The 16,952-nt window shown below is 59.2% G+C and carries 16 protein-coding genes; 4 read left to right on the forward strand and 12 right to left on the reverse strand.

What is annotated here, in order from left to right:
* Positions 1-3: 3 nt before the first annotated feature.
* The 5 genes from tnpA to AWB69_RS30150 form a co-directional block, all read right to left on the reverse strand.
* A complete protein-coding gene (gene tnpA / locus AWB69_RS46120) occupies positions 4-474 on the reverse strand; it encodes an IS66-like element accessory protein TnpA (protein ID WP_075644015.1) in 471 nt (156 codons plus the stop codon).
* Between the two features lie 216 nt (positions 475-690).
* On the reverse strand, positions 691-1,524 hold the full coding sequence (locus AWB69_RS30135) for an AraC family transcriptional regulator (RefSeq protein WP_062090484.1): 834 nt from the start codon (positions 1,522-1,524) through the stop codon (positions 691-693).
* 296 nt (positions 1,525-1,820) lie between these two features.
* On the reverse strand, positions 1,821-2,435 hold the full coding sequence (locus AWB69_RS30140; protein ID WP_062090485.1) for a LysE family translocator: 615 nt from the start codon (positions 2,433-2,435) through the stop codon (positions 1,821-1,823).
* A gap of 267 nt (positions 2,436-2,702) precedes the next feature.
* The gene (locus tag AWB69_RS30145; protein ID WP_062090486.1) at positions 2,703-3,626 is read right to left on the reverse strand and encodes an SDR family NAD(P)-dependent oxidoreductase; all 924 of its coding nucleotides are present in this window, start codon (positions 3,624-3,626) and stop codon (positions 2,703-2,705) included.
* A gap of 9 nt (positions 3,627-3,635) precedes the next feature.
* Positions 3,636-4,394: an SDR family NAD(P)-dependent oxidoreductase gene (locus AWB69_RS30150; protein WP_062090487.1), complete on the reverse strand. Its 759-nt coding sequence runs from the start codon at positions 4,392-4,394 to the stop codon at positions 3,636-3,638.
* A gap of 163 nt (positions 4,395-4,557) precedes the next feature.
* Here AWB69_RS30150 and AWB69_RS30155 point away from each other — a divergent pair, with 163 nt between their 5' ends.
* Positions 4,558-5,475: an AraC family transcriptional regulator gene (locus AWB69_RS30155; protein ID WP_062090488.1), complete on the forward strand. Its 918-nt coding sequence runs from the start codon at positions 4,558-4,560 to the stop codon at positions 5,473-5,475.
* A gap of 218 nt (positions 5,476-5,693) precedes the next feature.
* On the opposite strand, the gene AWB69_RS30160 is transcribed toward AWB69_RS30155, so the two are convergent.
* Positions 5,694-6,158 carry a hypothetical protein gene (locus AWB69_RS30160; RefSeq protein WP_062090489.1) on the reverse strand — a complete coding sequence of 155 codons (465 nt, stop codon included), beginning with the start codon at positions 6,156-6,158 and terminating at the stop codon, positions 5,694-5,696.
* Between the two features lie 261 nt (positions 6,159-6,419).
* Positions 6,420-6,866, reverse strand: coding sequence for a manganese-binding transcriptional regulator MntR (gene mntR, locus AWB69_RS30165; RefSeq protein ID WP_062090490.1), 447 nt, complete (start codon positions 6,864-6,866; stop codon positions 6,420-6,422).
* A 436-nt stretch (positions 6,867-7,302) separates the two neighbouring features.
* Here mntR and AWB69_RS30170 point away from each other — a divergent pair, with 436 nt between their 5' ends.
* Both AWB69_RS30170 and AWB69_RS30175 read left to right on the forward strand, forming a co-directional pair.
* Positions 7,303-8,613: an Nramp family divalent metal transporter gene (locus tag AWB69_RS30170; protein ID WP_062090491.1), complete on the forward strand. Its 1,311-nt coding sequence runs from the start codon at positions 7,303-7,305 to the stop codon at positions 8,611-8,613.
* A 489-nt stretch (positions 8,614-9,102) separates the two neighbouring features.
* Positions 9,103-10,209 carry a helix-turn-helix domain-containing protein gene (locus AWB69_RS30175; RefSeq protein ID WP_082913649.1) on the forward strand — a complete coding sequence of 369 codons (1,107 nt, stop codon included), beginning with the start codon at positions 9,103-9,105 and terminating at the stop codon, positions 10,207-10,209.
* 93 nt (positions 10,210-10,302) lie between these two features.
* Here the strand turns inward: AWB69_RS30175 and AWB69_RS30180 are convergent, their stop codons facing one another.
* From AWB69_RS30180 to ansP, 5 genes are all read right to left on the reverse strand, one after another.
* Entirely contained in the window at positions 10,303-10,554 is a 252-nt protein-coding gene (locus AWB69_RS30180; RefSeq protein ID WP_062090493.1) for a DUF883 family protein, read from the reverse strand.
* 96 nt (positions 10,555-10,650) lie between these two features.
* Positions 10,651-11,454 carry a transglutaminase family protein gene (locus tag AWB69_RS30185; RefSeq protein WP_062090494.1) on the reverse strand — a complete coding sequence of 268 codons (804 nt, stop codon included), beginning with the start codon at positions 11,452-11,454 and terminating at the stop codon, positions 10,651-10,653.
* Between the two features lie 8 nt (positions 11,455-11,462).
* Positions 11,463-12,404, reverse strand: coding sequence for an alpha-E domain-containing protein (locus tag AWB69_RS30190; RefSeq protein WP_062090495.1), 942 nt, complete (start codon positions 12,402-12,404; stop codon positions 11,463-11,465).
* A 110-nt stretch (positions 12,405-12,514) separates the two neighbouring features.
* Positions 12,515-13,930 carry a circularly permuted type 2 ATP-grasp protein gene (locus AWB69_RS30195; protein ID WP_062090496.1) on the reverse strand — a complete coding sequence of 472 codons (1,416 nt, stop codon included), beginning with the start codon at positions 13,928-13,930 and terminating at the stop codon, positions 12,515-12,517.
* 125 nt (positions 13,931-14,055) lie between these two features.
* Positions 14,056-15,552, reverse strand: a complete 1,497-nt coding sequence (gene ansP, locus AWB69_RS30200) for an L-asparagine permease (protein WP_062090497.1) — start codon at positions 15,550-15,552, stop codon at positions 14,056-14,058.
* A gap of 323 nt (positions 15,553-15,875) precedes the next feature.
* On the opposite strand from ansP, the gene AWB69_RS30205 reads away from it, so the two are divergent.
* A complete protein-coding gene (locus tag AWB69_RS30205; protein ID WP_082913650.1) occupies positions 15,876-16,880 on the forward strand; it encodes a LysR substrate-binding domain-containing protein in 1,005 nt (334 codons plus the stop codon).
* The last annotated feature ends 72 nt before the right edge of the window (positions 16,881-16,952 follow it).

The following is a 16,952-nucleotide window of genomic DNA, read 5'->3' on the forward strand; positions in this document are numbered from 1 at the left end:
ACATCAACGCGCTCCCAATGCGGCAACCATCGCATTGACGATTGCCACGTCCTCTGCTGAACATTCGAGCTCGAGCTCGAGCTTCACGCCGTTGGGCAGGTGGGCAGACAGCCGTGCCAGTCGTGTTGAGCGTGGCGAAACGCGGGATGATCCTGCTCTGGTGGCGTGGTGCGACGCGGGCGCGGACGCCATGACCGCTGTCGGCTCGTCGATCGCTACGACCGGAACAAACGCTGACGGTGCGACCGGCTCGTTGTACCCGATCGGGGGCCGGGCGCGATTACTCGCCTGAACCCATTTATGCAACTGGTTGGCATTAACGCCTGCCTTCAGGGCGAGGCCCGATAGCGAAGCGCCTGGCCGCAGACAGGCTTCGACGAGTCGTCGTTTGTCCGTTGGATCGAAGCTTCGCTTGCCGCCGACACCAACACGCGTCACGCGTAGAGGCAAAAAGCTGAGGTCATCTTCTGTCATGGATTGCGTCCGCAAAGTGAGGTTGCGGACGCAATCGTGAGCCTTCTCAACAACGCAAGCTAGGTGTGCGAAATCGCGCGCTTACAATCGATCTCGACTACTAACCAGTACCTGCATCCGGAAGACGACGAACGGCATCGGGTGAATGATGGCAGCTTCCACCATCAGCGAATTCACGATCTCGTGAACGAAATCTCGATGCTCATCGGAGAACCATCAAGTCTTGAGCGGCAGCCAGACCTCGACGCCCCCCAATCCCGTGATGGGATCGAATTGCTCGCTGTAGCGTTCGAAGCTCGGCGCGTCCGCGGGAGTGTGTCCTGACTCCGGCAGCCATTTGGCCCAGATGGTCATCCATGTGCGTCGGATTATCGCTATATGCTCGCGGTGCGGGAAAACCGCGTAGCGTTGTTGTGGCAAGCGCATGCGCGTCAACGTAGCAGGTAAGTTAGAAAAATCAGTCACTTCGACGCCACAGAGATAGTCAAAATTGCCAGTATCGTCGGTGTTATAGCAGACACCGTAGGCAACATTGCTGACTTGGCCTGGTACCTTGCCGAAGTATTCGCCAAAGCGTTGCCACTGGGCCGCAATCGTCACGCAGTTGTCGGAGTTATAGCGCTCGGCCGAGCCTGCGATGAGTAGCAGCCTGCCGTCTTCAAAGCGAGGCGGCGCGAGGTTGGCAAGACTGGATGGATCCATTTTGATTGGCTCCACGAGAGGGAGGTTGTCGAGATGTCCCTGCGCGCGCAGCGCCTCGGGCGTGAGCCCGAACTGCTCGCGAAACGCGCGCGTGAATGCCTCGTGAGATCCGTACCCCGCTTCGATCGCTACCGCCAGAATATCGGGCGCACCGCCTGCCAGACGCCGCGCCGCTTCGGTAAGGCGTCGTGTCCGTACGTAGCGCATTACCGAGCGGCCTGTTGCCGCTTCGAAGGCGCGCGACAGGTGATAGCGCGAGACGCAGCTGGACCTCGCGATTTCGTCGAGCGTCAGTTCGTGAGGATAGTAGCTTTCGATATACCAGAGCGCCTTTTCGACCGGGTTCATATCAACTCTCATGTCGGCATGAACCCAGCATAGCGAGTGGCGGGGCGGCTGGTTTGATCGGGATTGCGCATTTGACTCCGATGGCGTAGACCACAATAAAGTTGTCACCGATTCCTCGAATGGAGTCGCCGTTGAAGAAGCAAGGTCTTCAGGTCAGGGGCTTTCGCCATGTCGACAATCGTGGAATCGAGGCGCGTCAGATGTGCACGCCGTCCTGTTTCAAGGTAGCCCGGTTTCCGACCGAAAGGTCCGTTGGGCCGACCTCCCTGCTTTCCAGTTGCATTCCTCCGCCTCCTTCAGTTGCGGCTCGCAATAGCGGCCGCTGCACCGCCGAGTGCAAACGCGCCAACACGATTGGCGATGCGAACCGCGCGAGGTGTCTGCAAAAGGAGGCGCGCTTTATGGGCCAGAAATGTCCAGCTCAAGTCGATCGTAGCCAACGTGACGAGCGTGACGAACGAAAGAATGGCCCACTCCTGAAAACCTGCGGACGAGAGATCAATGAGCGACGGCAACAGGGCGATGTAGAACACCATGAGCTTGGGGTTACCCAAGGTGACGGCCATGCCCGCTCCGAACATTGATAGTGGCGAAGACCGACGGGGTAAGTCGCTCTCCGTCTTCCCGACTGGTTGCCGCCACATCTTGAAGGCAAGCCAGCACAAATAAGCGCACCCAAGCCATTTGATGATGTGAAAACCCGACTGAAAGGTCTGGGCGAGCGCCGTCAGCCCTGCCATTGCCATGCTGAGCCAGATCACCTCGCCAATCCACATGGCAGCGATGAAGGGGATCACGCCGCGCCATCCGGTGGTGATGACGCGCGAGACCAGCGCGGCGATGCTTGGGCCGGGAGTCGCTGCGTTCAGCAGCAATGCACCGGCAAAAATGGCGACGGAAAGTGGCTGCATGTCGATTTCCTTGACGAGTTCCCGTTGCTGTAAATATACCGAAATCTGCAACGACCGCAGGATTTCAGATCTCCTCGGGGATCGGCTCAGACGTGGTGTCGGCAATCGCTTTACTCGTGGACTAATCGTCGTTCAAGCACGCATAAAGCTGGAAGTTTCCCGGTACGCCTCGGACCGTGCGATATGAGCGAAGCAGGCCCTCGTATCGATACCGGCATGTCTGCGCCCGGTGCAAGGTCGTTAGCGATTTCCGCTTCTTTGTGATGGTCAAATCGACGCCAGCAAGGCGCGCGTCTCCGCGACCACTCGGTCCTGGAACTTCGGATCTTGTACGAGCGTGGAGCTGATCATCGGATGTCCCCTCTCGTCATAGTAAATGCCGGTCTGTGCGGATTGATCGGTCAGCACCTTGGCCTCAAGTCGCGCGGCCCGCTTCGGGGTACTCCAATACTTCATGAAGGGCGCAAGCAGCGGAAGGATGGTGTTCGCCACCCATTTCTGCACAGCGTTGGCGTCGCGTCCCAAGCTCGTGTTCGGCGTAAAGCCCGGCTCGATCGCATTGAAGCGCAACCGCGGGTTCTCTCGTGCGAGCGCCATCGATGCAGCGAGGATGCACTGCTTCAACGTCGCGTAGGCATCAAAGCCGGCATTCCTGGAGCCGCCGGGGCTCCACTCTCCGTGCACACTAGCCTCCGCGGAGAGGTAGCGGCCTCCACGGAATCCAGCGGCCTTGGCGAGTTTTCGCTCAGGGTCTTCAACACCGGAGGCGACGAAAACGACGTGCGCGCCGTCGGGCAGATGGGGAGCGAGCGCATCTGTCAGCGCGAACGGGCCGAGGTGGTTCGTCGCGAACGTCATGTCCCACCCCATCGCGTTTTTCATCGCGCGCGCCGACATGATGCCCGCATTGTTGAGCAGGCCGGCAATCGGCAGATCCAGCGCAACGATCTCCGCCGCCGCGCGCCGCACGCTCGGAATATCCGCCAGGTCGCATACCACCGACACCGCGCGCTGCCCTCCTTCCTCGATGATCTTTCGGACCTCCTCGAGCTTCTGGCGGTCGCGGCCGACCAGGACGACCACGCCGTAGGTGGCCAGTTCGAGCGCCGCTAGCCGACCCATGCCCGAAGTCGGACCGGTGATGATGTACGCCTTGCGACTGGCGGCGTTTTTCAGGGGTGGTGCTTGCATGGCGGCGCGTTAAATATGGATGCCGCCCGCGACTTCGATCCGCTGGGCATTGACCCAGCCGAAGTCGTCAGACAGTAGCGCAGCGATCACCGGCCCAACATCCTCCGGCATGCCGGCGCGTCCGAGCGCGGTGTGATCGGAGACCGCCTTGTTGACCTGTGGATTGTCCCGGACAATGCCACCGCTGAAATCGGTGGCGATGGCGCCTGGTGCGATCACATTGGCCGCGATCCGGCGGGGTGCCAGCTCAACGGCCATGTAGCGGGTCAGCGCCTCTACAGCCGCTTTTATCGGACCGTATCCAACACGGTTTGGCATGGCGAAACGAGCCAGTCCCGAGGAAATGTTCACGATGCGGCCGCCGTCGTTCATGAGCGGCAGCAATTTTTGCGTCAGGAACAATACGCCCTTGAAGTGAACGTTATAGAGCGCGTCCATCTCTACTTCGGTTATGGTCTCAAGGCTGGCATTGGATGAGGTGCCGGCATTGTTGACGAGGTAATCGAAGCGCTCAACTTCCAGTTCGGCAAGCGCTTCCTTCACATGACCAATGAAGCTGTCGAACGCGGCAACATTTCCTGTGTCCAGCTGCAGAGCGATTGTCTGCGCGCCGGCCTCCGCGGCTAGTGCGACGACCTTGTCGGCTTCTGCACGATTCGAGTTGTAGGTGAATATTGAGCGAACCCCTCGCTTGGCAAGACAGAGGACAGTGTTACGGCCAATTCCCCGGCTGCCGCCGGTGACGATCGCAAGCTTACTATTTCGCATAACTGATCTTCCTGTAGGAATCGCGTATATCGCGGCTGGTTACGTTCATTCATTGTGACGGCCAAAGGCCGCTACCGGAATGCCGAAACACGCCGTTTTCTTGCCTATTCCTAGCGATAGAGATACATTTGACCGCGGTTCCAACGCAAAAGGAAGGTCGGATATGCCAGATCAATTGGCGCAAGCGCTGCTGCGCTATACAGATGGTCAGCCCGGCACGAGCCCGTTTATGACGCCGATCGCCGGACTTGCCATCCTGCGGTCGGATCATCCAAAGCCACCCACTCACATGATGTCCAAACCAGCCATGTGCATCGTGGCCCAGGGTGCCAAGTGGGCAATCTTCGGCGGCAATCGGCTTGAGTACAGGGCGGGACAGGCACTCGTAGTAGGCGTTGAGGCGCCCTCCATCGGCCGGGTTGTCGAAGCGAGTCCAGGCGAGCCGTGTCTTGTCCTTGCGTTTGAACTCGACCTCGCGATCATGCGCAGCGTTGCGGATGGATTGGATGCGCCGCCCAAGCCTGGCGGGGAACCCGGCCGCGGCGTCTTCGTGACGGATTTTCGAGGCCCGCTGGCCGACTGCGCGCTGCGGCTGGTACGCCTGCTGGATACGCCCAAGGCGATTCCCACGCTCTATCCGGTCGTCATGCGCGAAATTTGCTATTGGCTACTGACAGGTCCCCATGGGCGAGATGTCGCCAGAATGACCTTGGCGAACGGACCATCGCAGCGGGTGATGAACGCCATGCACAGCTTGCGGAATCGCTTCAGGGAGACGGTTCGGATCGCGGAACTGGCTGAGGTCGCGCAGATGAGCCCTTCGGCTTTCCATCGTCAGTTCAAGGCGCTGACGTCATTAACGCCCCTGCAGTATCAGAAGCAGCTCCGCCTGCTGGATGCACGCCGGCTGATGATTTCGAGCGCCGTTAACGCTGAGACGGCCTCCGTTCTGGTCGGCTATGAAAGCCCGTCGCAGTTCAGCCGGGAATATGCACGCATGTTCGGCGCATCCCCGAAACGGGACGTGACGCGGATGCAAACCGTGCTTCGAGAAGACCGCGCCGCTGCGGGCGCTGATTGATGGCTGGCGGCAGAAAGTTCGGTGAGCGATACCGCTGAAGCGCTCGGGTTCAGCCACCCAAGCGCTTTCATGCAGATTTCAAGCGAGGCGGGAGTTACCCATTGGGCGATCAAGAATGCAGAAGCGCTTTTCCACGGTTATTGCTTTCCGGTTACGAGAACTTTCCATTCGCACCTTTGCCGTCGAAATGCGTCCACTGCATGTTCCTGATCCGGGAGTCAGAGCATCCCGGCCAATCCATCCATTAACTGCACCCTCGCATAGCCTTGCACCAGATTTTCGAAACCGCGCACCACATCCGCTTCCATTTCCCGGATGCCCTTCTCCCCATGCAAACTGAATTTGCCCGTCGCGTTGAATCGCCGATTGAAGTAGTCGCTCACCTCGTCGATTTTTTCCGGGAGATCCGAGTCGGTATAAAGGACTGATCGGGGTGACGCTGCGTCGTAAAACAGGTTGTGTTTCCATTTAGGGACAAATGAGACAGGCTTCGACTCGGTGATTAAAAACGAGCCGATAAGTTGTAGCCGATCCTTTCTCCCCTTCGGCGTCGTAAACGTCCACACCTTGCGCGGGAGGCGCTCCTTCAGTTGTTCCAGCGCGGCTCCGTCAGACCCGAGCGTACCAATGCGGCCCTCCTTCACATCGAGCGCGAAGTCCTTCCAATGATAAAAAATATCCACATCTCTCCCAGTTCTTAATCAATGTGACAGGGTCTCTCGTCGAGATATCCGACGGAGAGCGTCCAAGCCATTCTAATGCCCGCAGCGGTACCCCGTTCGAATGGTTTCCTCCGACGTATGACAGACGCTCTTTTCTGCCCTCACCCGTTGTCATTGTCGACAACCACCACCATCGATCATCGGGCGTCTTCGAGTTCCAGGGTGCGTAGTCATCCGCTAATGGTCCTCGGCGCGCGCCCTTGACTCCTGATCGCCTTCGACTCACCGCACCTTGCTCATGGCGCGACGGAACGCTTTAAGGGTCTCCGCACTGACGTAATGCTCGATTCCTTCGGCATCGCGCCGGGCCGTTTCGGCGCTCACGCCGAGCGAGAGAAGAAAACCTTCGACGATCTGGTGGCGCACCCGGCTTTGATGCGCGACTTCGCGACCTGCTTCGGTTAAAAAGACGCCACGATAAGGCTTGCGCGAAATCAGGCCCTTCGCCGTCAGGCGCGCCAGCATCTTCGCCACGGTTGGCTGCGCGACGCCGAGCCGTGCGGCAATATCTACCTGCCGTGCTTCATTGCCGTCTTCTATCAAATCAGCAATCAGCTCAACATAGTCTTCGACCAGCGCCAGACGACTGGCCTCGCGTGCATGACGAAACCCTTCCGAATGGCTGTCGGCATCGATAAGCGGCTTCTCACGTGGCACGAATTCGCGCATATGTTTCCGTGTTCTTTATAGTGTGGACCATCATGCAACATCTTCAATATTTATAGCATACGCTTTGATTCTTTCTTGAGGGTATACGTTAACTAGTCATGCTCCGGACCGTTGAAAACAAGCATCGTCGATGTAATATAGCTAAGGGTATATAGTAGAGCCATAGCGACTCCTGGTGGATTTGGATTGCATCTAAATTCACCAGGAACACGTAATGCATTACAGGCGAAGTGCGTCGACTACCCCATCAGTGTGGAATTGCCGGTCCTGAAATTAAAGGCCAGTCATAGCGTATCGGTCGGATACATGAGCTCGGGTAGTGGTCGACTGATTTAGCCGGGGGCGTGCAATTTGGCGACACGATGCTCTCGATCATCAGCTGCATAGCAATTGACAATCGATGTCAACAAAGCGCCGTCGCGAACAAAGGATACCCATGTCGAGTAGCACGAGCAGCAGTACCCTGACCGATCGCACTACAGAGGCGATTCAAGACGTGCTGGCAGGCCGGCGGCAAGGGCTGCGTTCGGTGTTGCTGTTCGCGGGGCCCGCGGTGATTGCGTCGATCGCTTATATGGATCCCGGCAACTTCGCCACGAATATCCAGGCAGGGTCGAAGTTCGGCTATTCGCTGCTTTGGGTTGTGCTGATGGCCAATTTGATTGCGATGCTGTTCCAGGCATTGTCGGCCAAACTCGGGATAGTGACGGGCCGCAACCTGGCCGAGATGTGCCGTGAGCAGTTTTCCCGCCCGGTGGTTCTTGCAATGTGGGGCGTAAGTGAAGTGGCTGCCATGGCCACTGACCTGGCCGAATTTCTCGGTGGTGCGATTGCACTGTCACTACTTTTCAAGCTGCCTCTGATCGCCGGCATGTTGATCACGGCGATCGTTACGTACGGCATCCTGCTGTTTGAAAAGAACGGTTTCCGGCCAATGGAGATCATCATTGGGGCGTTCGTGGGCGTGATCGGGCTGTGCTACCTCGCCGAGATGTTTATCGCGCCTGTCGCTTGGGGACTGGTAGGTTTTCATTCCGTCGTCCCGACCCTGCCTAACGCCGAAGCACTGACGATCTCGATCGGCATTGTCGGAGCGACCGTTATGCCACACGCAATTTACCTCCACTCGGGGCTGACGCAGGGGAGAGTCCCGGGGAGCAATCCGCGCGAAAGGCGGATTCTGCTGCGGTTCTCGAACTGGGAGGTCGTCATTGCCCTTTCGATCGCCGGCCTCATCAATATGGCGATGGTCATCATGGCGAGTTCCGCTTTTCATGCCGGCCACAGCGATGTAGCGGAAATCGAAACCGCTTACCACACACTCACCCCGCTGCTGGGCGCCGGCGCTGCTGCCGTGTTCCTGATTTCCCTCATCAGTTCCGGCGTTTCCAGTTCGGTGGTTGGCACGATGGCCGGCCAGATGATCATGCAGGGCTTCGTCGGCTTCCGCATCCCCGTCTGGCTGCGGCGCCTGGTCACCATCGTGCCTGCCTTCATTGTTGTCGCGCTTGGGGTGAATGCCACGCAGGCACTGGTGCTCAGCCAGGTCGTACTGTCATTCGCCTTGCCGATCCCCATGGTGGCCCTGGTCCTCTTCACTCGCCGCAAGGACATCATGGGCGAGTTTGCCAACAGCCGTCTGACCCACATGGTGGCGGTCGTGGCCACCATAATTATTCTCGCTTTGAATACGGTTTTGCTGCTGCAGACTTGCGGCGTCAAGGTGCCAGGGCTGCCTTCGAATTAGATTCAAACTTCCCTTTCTCGCAGGGATTCCCGGTGACCGCCGGCACCCTGGCTCACCCACTGCTTGCCGCCTGAGCACACTGAACTTCGCAATTGCCTTACTTGACGATGACTCCCCGCGGCATTGGCTACACATGATATTGGCAACTGTTGTTGGCTTATTGCTCGCCGTCATTGGCCTTGCTTTTCTCGCCCGGGAAGCAGACTGTTCAACCGGGACATCTGCACTAAAGACCAGGACCACGGTCACGGCCTCGGTCATGTTGCTCGTCATTGGCATCATCATTTTGTTTCGACACCCCCTGTTTGCTTGATCTTTTGCGGGTTTCTGGCGGATCGCCAAGCCGTAGTGTCACGCGCTGCCGCCCCTTGGCTTCGATAGCCTGGACAGGATAAGCTTCGCTACCCGTATCAGCGCGCACGGGGCGGGCTTGGGGCTCAACCTGAAAACCACCGCGCCGGGCGGATCACAACTGGATCGAAACCAGCAATGCACACCCATGGACCAGGCCTGCCACCCGCGGATATGTCGCTGAGCCGCCTGTTGTTGCCGCCGGAGACACCCACGCTTGCGCCGGGCATTGTGCACAGCAGCTTCAGCGTGCAAGGTGATGCCCGTCACAGCTTCCTGGCCTGGCAGGAACGCATGAGTCCCGTCTACGACCTACAGCCTTCATCGAAGCACGGTGAGGAAACGTTCGACGCGGGACTGTCTCGCTACTCGATCGACAATCTGAGTTTCTTCGATATCCGCACCAGCCCCAACCTGGCCGTGCGATCCCTGGGGCGCGTGTCGACGGAAAGCATTTGCGATGTCAGCTTCAGCGTGTTCCTGGAAGGTCCGCCCGGGCATTTCCTGGGCAACAAGCAACGGTCCGACGTACCGCACGTTCCGTCTGTGCCAACCATCCTCGCGCTGGACATGGATCAGCCATGCACCATCCGGAGTTCTCATGGCCGGGTACTGCTGCTTTTCGTACCGCGTGCGATGATCGAAAAGGCGTTTCCGGACGCTGCCTCGCTGCATGGACGCCTGGTTCAGGCCACCACGCCCTTGGCGCGCACGCTGATAGCGCACCTGGTGGCACTCAATCGGCAAATCGCCGGCCTGAGCAAAGACGCGGCGCATCACTCCATGCTCACCGCGGTTGAGCTGCTGGCCGCGGTGTTCAGCCGGCAAGTAGGTCTTTCCGGCAACGCCCGCGCGGCGTTGCGCGCCGCAGTCTATGAACACGTGCGGCGCTACGTGGAGGCCAATCTGCATGACCCGGGGTTGTCGCCCGAAAGCGTGCTGGCATCGCTGCGGTTATCGCGCGCCAGCGTGTACCGTCTATTCGAGTACGAAGGCGGCCTGGCCGCTTATATCCGTAGCCGCAGATTGCGAAGGGCGGCCGATGAACTGGTTCGCTTTCCGCATGTGGAGGTGCAGGACATCGCCTCGGGGCTGGGTTTCAATGATGCGTCGAGCTTTACCCGCGCATTCCGCCGTGCGTTCGACATCGCGCCGCGAGAGCTGCACCAGTATGCGCCGTTGCTCCGGGGCGCACATGCAAGACGAGAGCGGCATGCTTCCTGGCCCGTGGGGAGCTTCAGATAGACGGGCGGTGCTGGACGCAGGTTGGCGCTCGGCAACCCCGCCCCCCGCTGAACCGATGGCCGAGCGCGCCTGTCACTGTTCCATCACCGGCCGCTATTTCCGGCCGGCCAGCCACCCAATGAGTAACCCGACACCCAGGGCCACTCCAGCCGTCTCCCATGGACGTTCGTGCACGTAGCTGTCCGCCAGCTTCGCCGATTCCCGCCCGCGCGTGATGACCACGACCTGGGCATCGGCCACCTTTTTCCGGGCGTGCTTAAGACGTGCACGTACCTTGCGAGAGTCAAGTGTCCCCGTTTCCAGAGTTTTATCCACATCGTTCACCGCATTGTAGGAATCTGACACGCTAGTACCTCCATACTCATGGTTAGGAAAACACAACATCTAAAGCAATCGTTCCAAGGGAGCGTCATGGCTCCGAGCCCTCAACCGCCGTCAGCGTCAAACCGGCGAACGCACGATTTCGATCTCAACTGACAACGTCTCCGCACCCTTCCCCGTGCGCACACCCGAAATGGGCATTGCATCGCGATAATCCAGGCCGGTCGCGATCCGCACGTAACGCTCATCCGGACAGGTGTCATTCGCTGCGTCGAACCCGACCCAACCAAGTCCGTCGAGGTACGCTTCGGCCCACGCATGGCTCGCTGTTTGCGCCGGCGTGTCGTCCATCAGCAGATAGCCCGAAACGTAGCGCGCGGGAATTCGCAGAAGACGCGCAGCGGCAATAAAGACATGCGCGTGGTCCTGGCAAACCCCCTGCCCGTTGCGTAACGCCGTCTCCGCGTCCGTGCCGACTTCGGTTGTACCGGGCCGGTAAGCGATGCGGCTGTGCAATCCGCTCATCAACTCATGCAGCAAGTCGAGCTGCGTGCCTCCGGAACGAAGGGAAGCCGTGAGCGCCTCGATACATTCTCCGGCACGCGTCAGCGTAGTCACCCGCTCGAAGATCCAGGGCGGTGCGACGCCATCCGCCGTGCCGAATATTCCGGCTGTGTCTTCGGTTTCCACCGTCCCTGCCGCCACAATCACGATCTTCCGTGTATTGCGCTCGTGACGGACGAGATCGACGCGATTACCGAACCCGTCAACATATGACACTGTCGGCTCAATACCATCGACGCTCACCTGCCAGTCGACGACGTTTTGCCCCGGACCCGACTGGGGACGAAGCCGCAGCTGCAGCGCGTAAGGCACGGGCTGATCGTAGTGATACCGGGAAATATGACGGATCGCGAGACGCATGGCCGGGCTCAATCGAAGTTGTAGGTTTCGGCAATATCGAAGCCGAGACGGTTGTTCTGGCCGATGAACCGGGTCAGGAATTCGTGCAGGCCATCCGCAAAGATCTTTTGGGTCGTGTTGCCCTTGAGCGTGGCCAGTGTGTCGTCAGCTGTCTCGTGGCAAGCGTGGCGGATACCGTAGTCTTCAGCGAGATAGCCCAGGTTCTCGACAATGTTGAGATAGCAGAAATGCAGCGAACGCGGCATGCGCCCGTTGAGCATCAGATAGTCGGCTATATGCACGGGCTTGTACTGGACATCGTAGACCCAGCGGTACGACCTGTGCGCGGCGACGGAACGAAGGATCGACTCCCACTGATAGTTGTCGAGGGTCGTGCCTACATATGACACCGACGGCAACAGCAGGTGATACTTGACGTCAAGGATGCGAGCCGTGTTGTCGGCGCGTTCAATGAACGTCCCAATGCGCGCGAAGTCGAAGATTTCGTTCCTGAGCATCGTGCCGTGGAAGGTGCCGCAAATGAGCGCGGTCTCGCGCTTGATCTGGTCAAGCACAACCGGTAGATCACTGGCCGGCACAGCGCTCCCCAGTGCCCTCCTGATCACCATCCACGCTTCGTTGACACTCTCCCAGGCCTCGCGAGTCAGCGCCGTGCGAACCATGCGGGCGTTCGAGCGCGCCGCCTCGATGCATGACAGGACGCTCGACGGATTGTCGCTGTCGCGCAGCAGGTAGTCGGAGACCGTGCCGGCGGAATAGACGTCGTGCTTCTTGCTGAAGCCGTCCTCGGTACCCGCGCTCACCACGACGGATGACCATTCCGCGGGAGCATCGGAGGTTCGGGTCAGCGCCATGCGTAGGCCCGCGTCGACAATCCGCGCCATGTTTTCAGCGCGCTCGATATAGCGGTGCATCCAGTAGAGACCGCTTGCAGTACGTCCAAGAAGCATGTCCTGTCCAACTCCAATATTTGTTTAGTGCCGTGGACCCTCTGCGAGGCCCGCTCGCGTCCCGGCACGAATGACATGCAACGCCGCGCAAGCCGGCTCATTCAACCGGCTTATTCAGCCAGCACCCAGGTATCCTTGGTGCCGCCGCCCTGGCTCGAATTGACCACGAGCGAGCCTTCCTTCAATGCCACCCGTGTCAATCCACCGGGAGTAATGCGGATACGGTCGGACACCAGCACAAACGGACGAAGATCGACGTGGCGCGGCGCGAGGCCTTGTTCGGTCAGGATCGGCGTGGTGGAGAGCGCAAGCGTAGGTTGCGCGATGTAGTTGCCCGGCCGGGTCTTGAGCTTGACGGCGAACTCTTCCCGCTCCAGCTTCGATGCAGCCGGCCCGACCAGCATGCCGTAACCGCCCGAACCGTGGACTTCCTTCACGACGAGCTTTTCAAGATGGTCCAGCACGTATCGAAGACTGTCCGGATCGGCACAGCGCCAGGTCGGCACGTTCACCAGGATCGACTTGCGGCCCGTATAGAACTCGACAATCTCGGGCATGTAGGAATAGATCGCCTTGTCGTCCGCGATCCCGGTGCCGGGCGCGTTGGCAATGGTGATATTCCCGGCGCGGTAGACATCCATGATGCCCGGCACGCCCAGTACCGAATCGGGCCGGAAGGTCAGTGGATCGAGGAAGGCGTCATCCAGCCGGCGATACAGCACGTCGATCGGGCGAAAGCCTTCCGTCATGCGCATGACTACCCTGCCGTCCACCACCTGAAGGTCGCTGCCCTCGACCAGATGAACGCCCATCTGGTCGGCGAGGAACGAGTGTTCGTAGTAGGCGGAATTGTGGATGCCGGGCGTGAGCACGGCGATGGCCGGATTGGCTTCGTTACCGCCAGGCGGACACACGGCCGCCAGCGACTGCCGCAGCAGTTGCGGATAGGTTTCGACCGGACGCACCTTGACCCTTTGAAAAAGCTCGGGGAAAAGCTGCATCATCGTCTCGCGGTTCTCCAGCATGTAGGAGACGCCCGATGGCGTGCGGGCATTGTCTTCCAGCACATAGAACTGGTTTTCAGCCGTGCGCACGATATCCACGCCAATGACGTGCGTGTAGACATTCCCCGGCGGTCGAAACCCGATCATCTCCGGCAGGAAGGCTTCGTTATGGGCAATCAGTTCCTTGGGAATGATCCCGGCCCGCACGATCTCCTGCCGATGATAGATGTCGTGAAGAAACGCATTGATCGCAATGACACGCTGCTCAATCCCTTGCGACAGGCGATTCCATTCGGTATCCGAAATGATACGAGGAATGATGTCGAACGGTATCAAGCGTTCAACTGCCTCTGCTTCTCCGTACACGGCGAACGTAATGCCCGTTTTGCGGAAAACGCTTTCTGCGTCGCGCGCCTTCTGCGCGAGATTCATGGGGTTCTGCGTATCCAGCCATTGCTTGAGCAGGTTATACGGCGGGCGGACTCCATCACCGGTTGTCAGCATCTCGTCGAATGGCTTCACGTAACTTCTCCGCGGTTTTTGTTGGATTGGAGGGGGCTCGCGTGGCCTGAAGATCAGCCGGCGCGATCGGAAAGCACGCGGCCGCAGCGCATCTGGGCGCCGCGATCGCGGCCATGCCTCTGCCTCTAGCGCGGGTTGTCCTCGAGAATGCTCTGGGTCAGGGTGACCGACGGGATCGTCGGTTTCATCATGGTCAGTGCGCGGCGGCGCACCCCGTACCACCCGGCTACCAGCAGCAGGACCACCACGGGAATCGACGCAACAGTCCACGTTCCGTTCGGGTAGTCGAATGCCATCAACACCAGTACGCCCAGGAGAAACGCCAGTGTCAGCCAGGACGTCACCGGCGCGCCGGGCATCTTGAAGGTAGCGGGCGCGGCTTCACCGCGGGCCACCGCCTGGCGCAACTTCATCTGGCAGACGACGATGAACCCCCAGGTGCTGAGAATGCCAAGCGACGCCACATTGAGCACGATCTCAAACACGCTCGACGGAACGAGATAGTTGAGCACCACGCCCAGGATGTAGATCGCCACCGTCACCAGGATGCCGGCGTACGGAACCGATTGCGAACTCATGCGCGAGAGGAAGTGCGGCGCGGAGCCGCCCATTGACAGTGCGCGCAATACGCGTCCGGTCGAGTACAGTCCCGAGTTGAGGCTCGACAGCGCCGCCGAGAGCACCACGATGTTCATCACCGAGCCGACGCCAGGCACGCCAAGCGCGCCAAAGAACGTGACGAACGGGCTCTGCCCCGCCTTGTAGGCGCTCCAGGGCAGCAAGCAAACGAGAAGGACCACGGATCCCACGTAAAAGAGCGCGATACGCCAGATCACGCTGTTGATCGCACGCGGCAGCACCTTGCGGGCATCCTTGCATTCGCCCGCGGCCGTGCCGACCAGTTCCACCCCCGCAAATGCGAACACCACACCCTGAACGAGGACCAACGCAGCCATCAGGCCGTGCGGGAACAGGCCGCCGTTCTCCGTGATCAGATGAGAGCCCGTTGCGTGTCCGGCAACGGGTGTACCCGTGCCCAGGATGGCGACGCCGATCAGCAGGAACAGCGAGATTGCCGCCACCTTGATCAAGGCGAACCAGAACTCCATTTCGGCGAACCATTTCACGCCGATCAGGTTCATCGTGGCGACAATACATAAGGCAAGGAATGCGAACAACCATTGGGGAACGGCGCTGAATGCCGCCCAATAATGCATGTACAGCGCGACCGCGGTGATGTCGACAATGCCGGTCATTGCCCAGTTGAGGAAGTACATCCAGCCGGCGACAAACGACGCCTTCTCCCCCAGGAACTCACGCGCGTACGAGACAAAGCTGCCGCTGCTCGGCCGGTGCATGACCAGTTCGCCCAGAGCGCGCAGGATCAGGAATGAGAAGACACCGCACACCAGATAGACCAGCGCCAGGGCCGGACCGGCTATTTGCAAACGCGCGCCCGCGCCCAAGAATAGTCCGGTGCCAATGGCGCCGCCGATTGCAATCATCTGAACCTGACGATTACCTAAAGTCTTGTGGTATCCCGCTTCATGGGATTCCAGCCAGCTTTGCTTATCCAACTCACCAGGCGTTTGAACCGATGATTGATCGGGTGCTGTAGCCATAATCATCTCCTGCTCAAGAACGGTTTTCAAAATTTGACAGACTGGCGCTGAGCTTTGGCGGTATGGTCGTGCCTGTCCAAAGCCTCCCGGCTCAGTCTTGCAAACGCTATCAAGTGACGTAGACCCTGATCGACATGCCGGGCGACATGGGGACTTAGCCAGGGAAGCCCCAAATTAGGGTGCCAAATTGGCGGGTGCAATGCCTATGCAATTTTCGACTAACGCCATTCGAAAATAGATATTGGCAGTTAGTCGACCTGTGGCACGCTAGAGAAACTCATTGACCCATGGCAGCGGTCGACGTCCTTAAAAGAGCGATGACTATGGAAGCGAAATGGCTGGAAGATTTCCTCAGTCTTGCGGAGACAAAAAGCTTTTCCCGGTCAGCCCGCAACCGGGATTTAACGCAGTCGGCATTTAGCCGGCGCATTGTCGCCCTCGAGACCTGGATGGGCACGAAACTGGTGGACCGCAGCGTCAACCCGATCTCGCTCACGCCCGCGGGCCGGATATTCCGCAGCCTGGCAACGGACATTTTGAAGAGTATGTATGCTGCCCGTAATATGGTGGGCGGTTATGAACAGTTTGCCGACAGTGATCATGTGATTCATTTTTCGGTTGCTCACACGCTGGTGTTCACGCTTTTCCCGGACTGGCTCAAGCGGCTTAATGGCAAGTTCGGCGACATCATGGCCCGGGTCCAGGCGGTCAATGTCCCAGAAGGCGTGCAACATCTCCTCGCCGGTGACAGCGACCTGCTGATGGGCTACCACCATCCGCACCTTCCCATTGGACTGGACCCCAATCTCTTTCCGTTCCTTACCTTGGGTGTCGAGCGGGTTCTGCCGGTCTCTGCCGCGGGCAGCAACGGTAAACCGTTATTCGAGCTACCTGGAAAAAGCAGCAAACCCCTGCCTCTGCTGGCTTATTCGTCCGGAGCGTTCCTCGGGAACGTGGTCGAAATGCTGTTGCTGAATGCAACCGAGCCGTACGCCCTGTACAGATGCTTCGAGACCCACATGTCCGAAGCCTTGAAAGGTATGGTGGTGGCTGGTCACGGTATCGGCTGGCTGCCCGAGAGCTGCATTGCCAAGGAATTGAGCGACGGCACGCTTGTCCGGGCAAGCTCTGACGCGTGGACTACCGAACTGGAAATACGTCTGTACCGTTCCGGCAAGCAGAGAGGTCGAGCTGCGGAACAGCTATGGTCTTACGTTGAACAACAGACGCCTCAAACGGCCGCAAAGGGACCATCGGAGAGCCGGGGAATGTACAGACAAGAATTCGTCCCTGCGGAGATTACATCGCAATCCTCTCCTTTCAAATAGCGCTCCATGAATAGCTTATTGCCTCCGGCTAACCAGCCGGAGGCCTGTTCGTCATCCTGACCGTATTCCTGG

Origin of the sequence: Caballeronia udeis (genome assembly GCF_001544555.2) — a bacterium.
In the GTDB taxonomy this organism is placed as follows: Bacteria; Pseudomonadota; Gammaproteobacteria; order Burkholderiales; family Burkholderiaceae; genus Caballeronia; species Caballeronia udeis.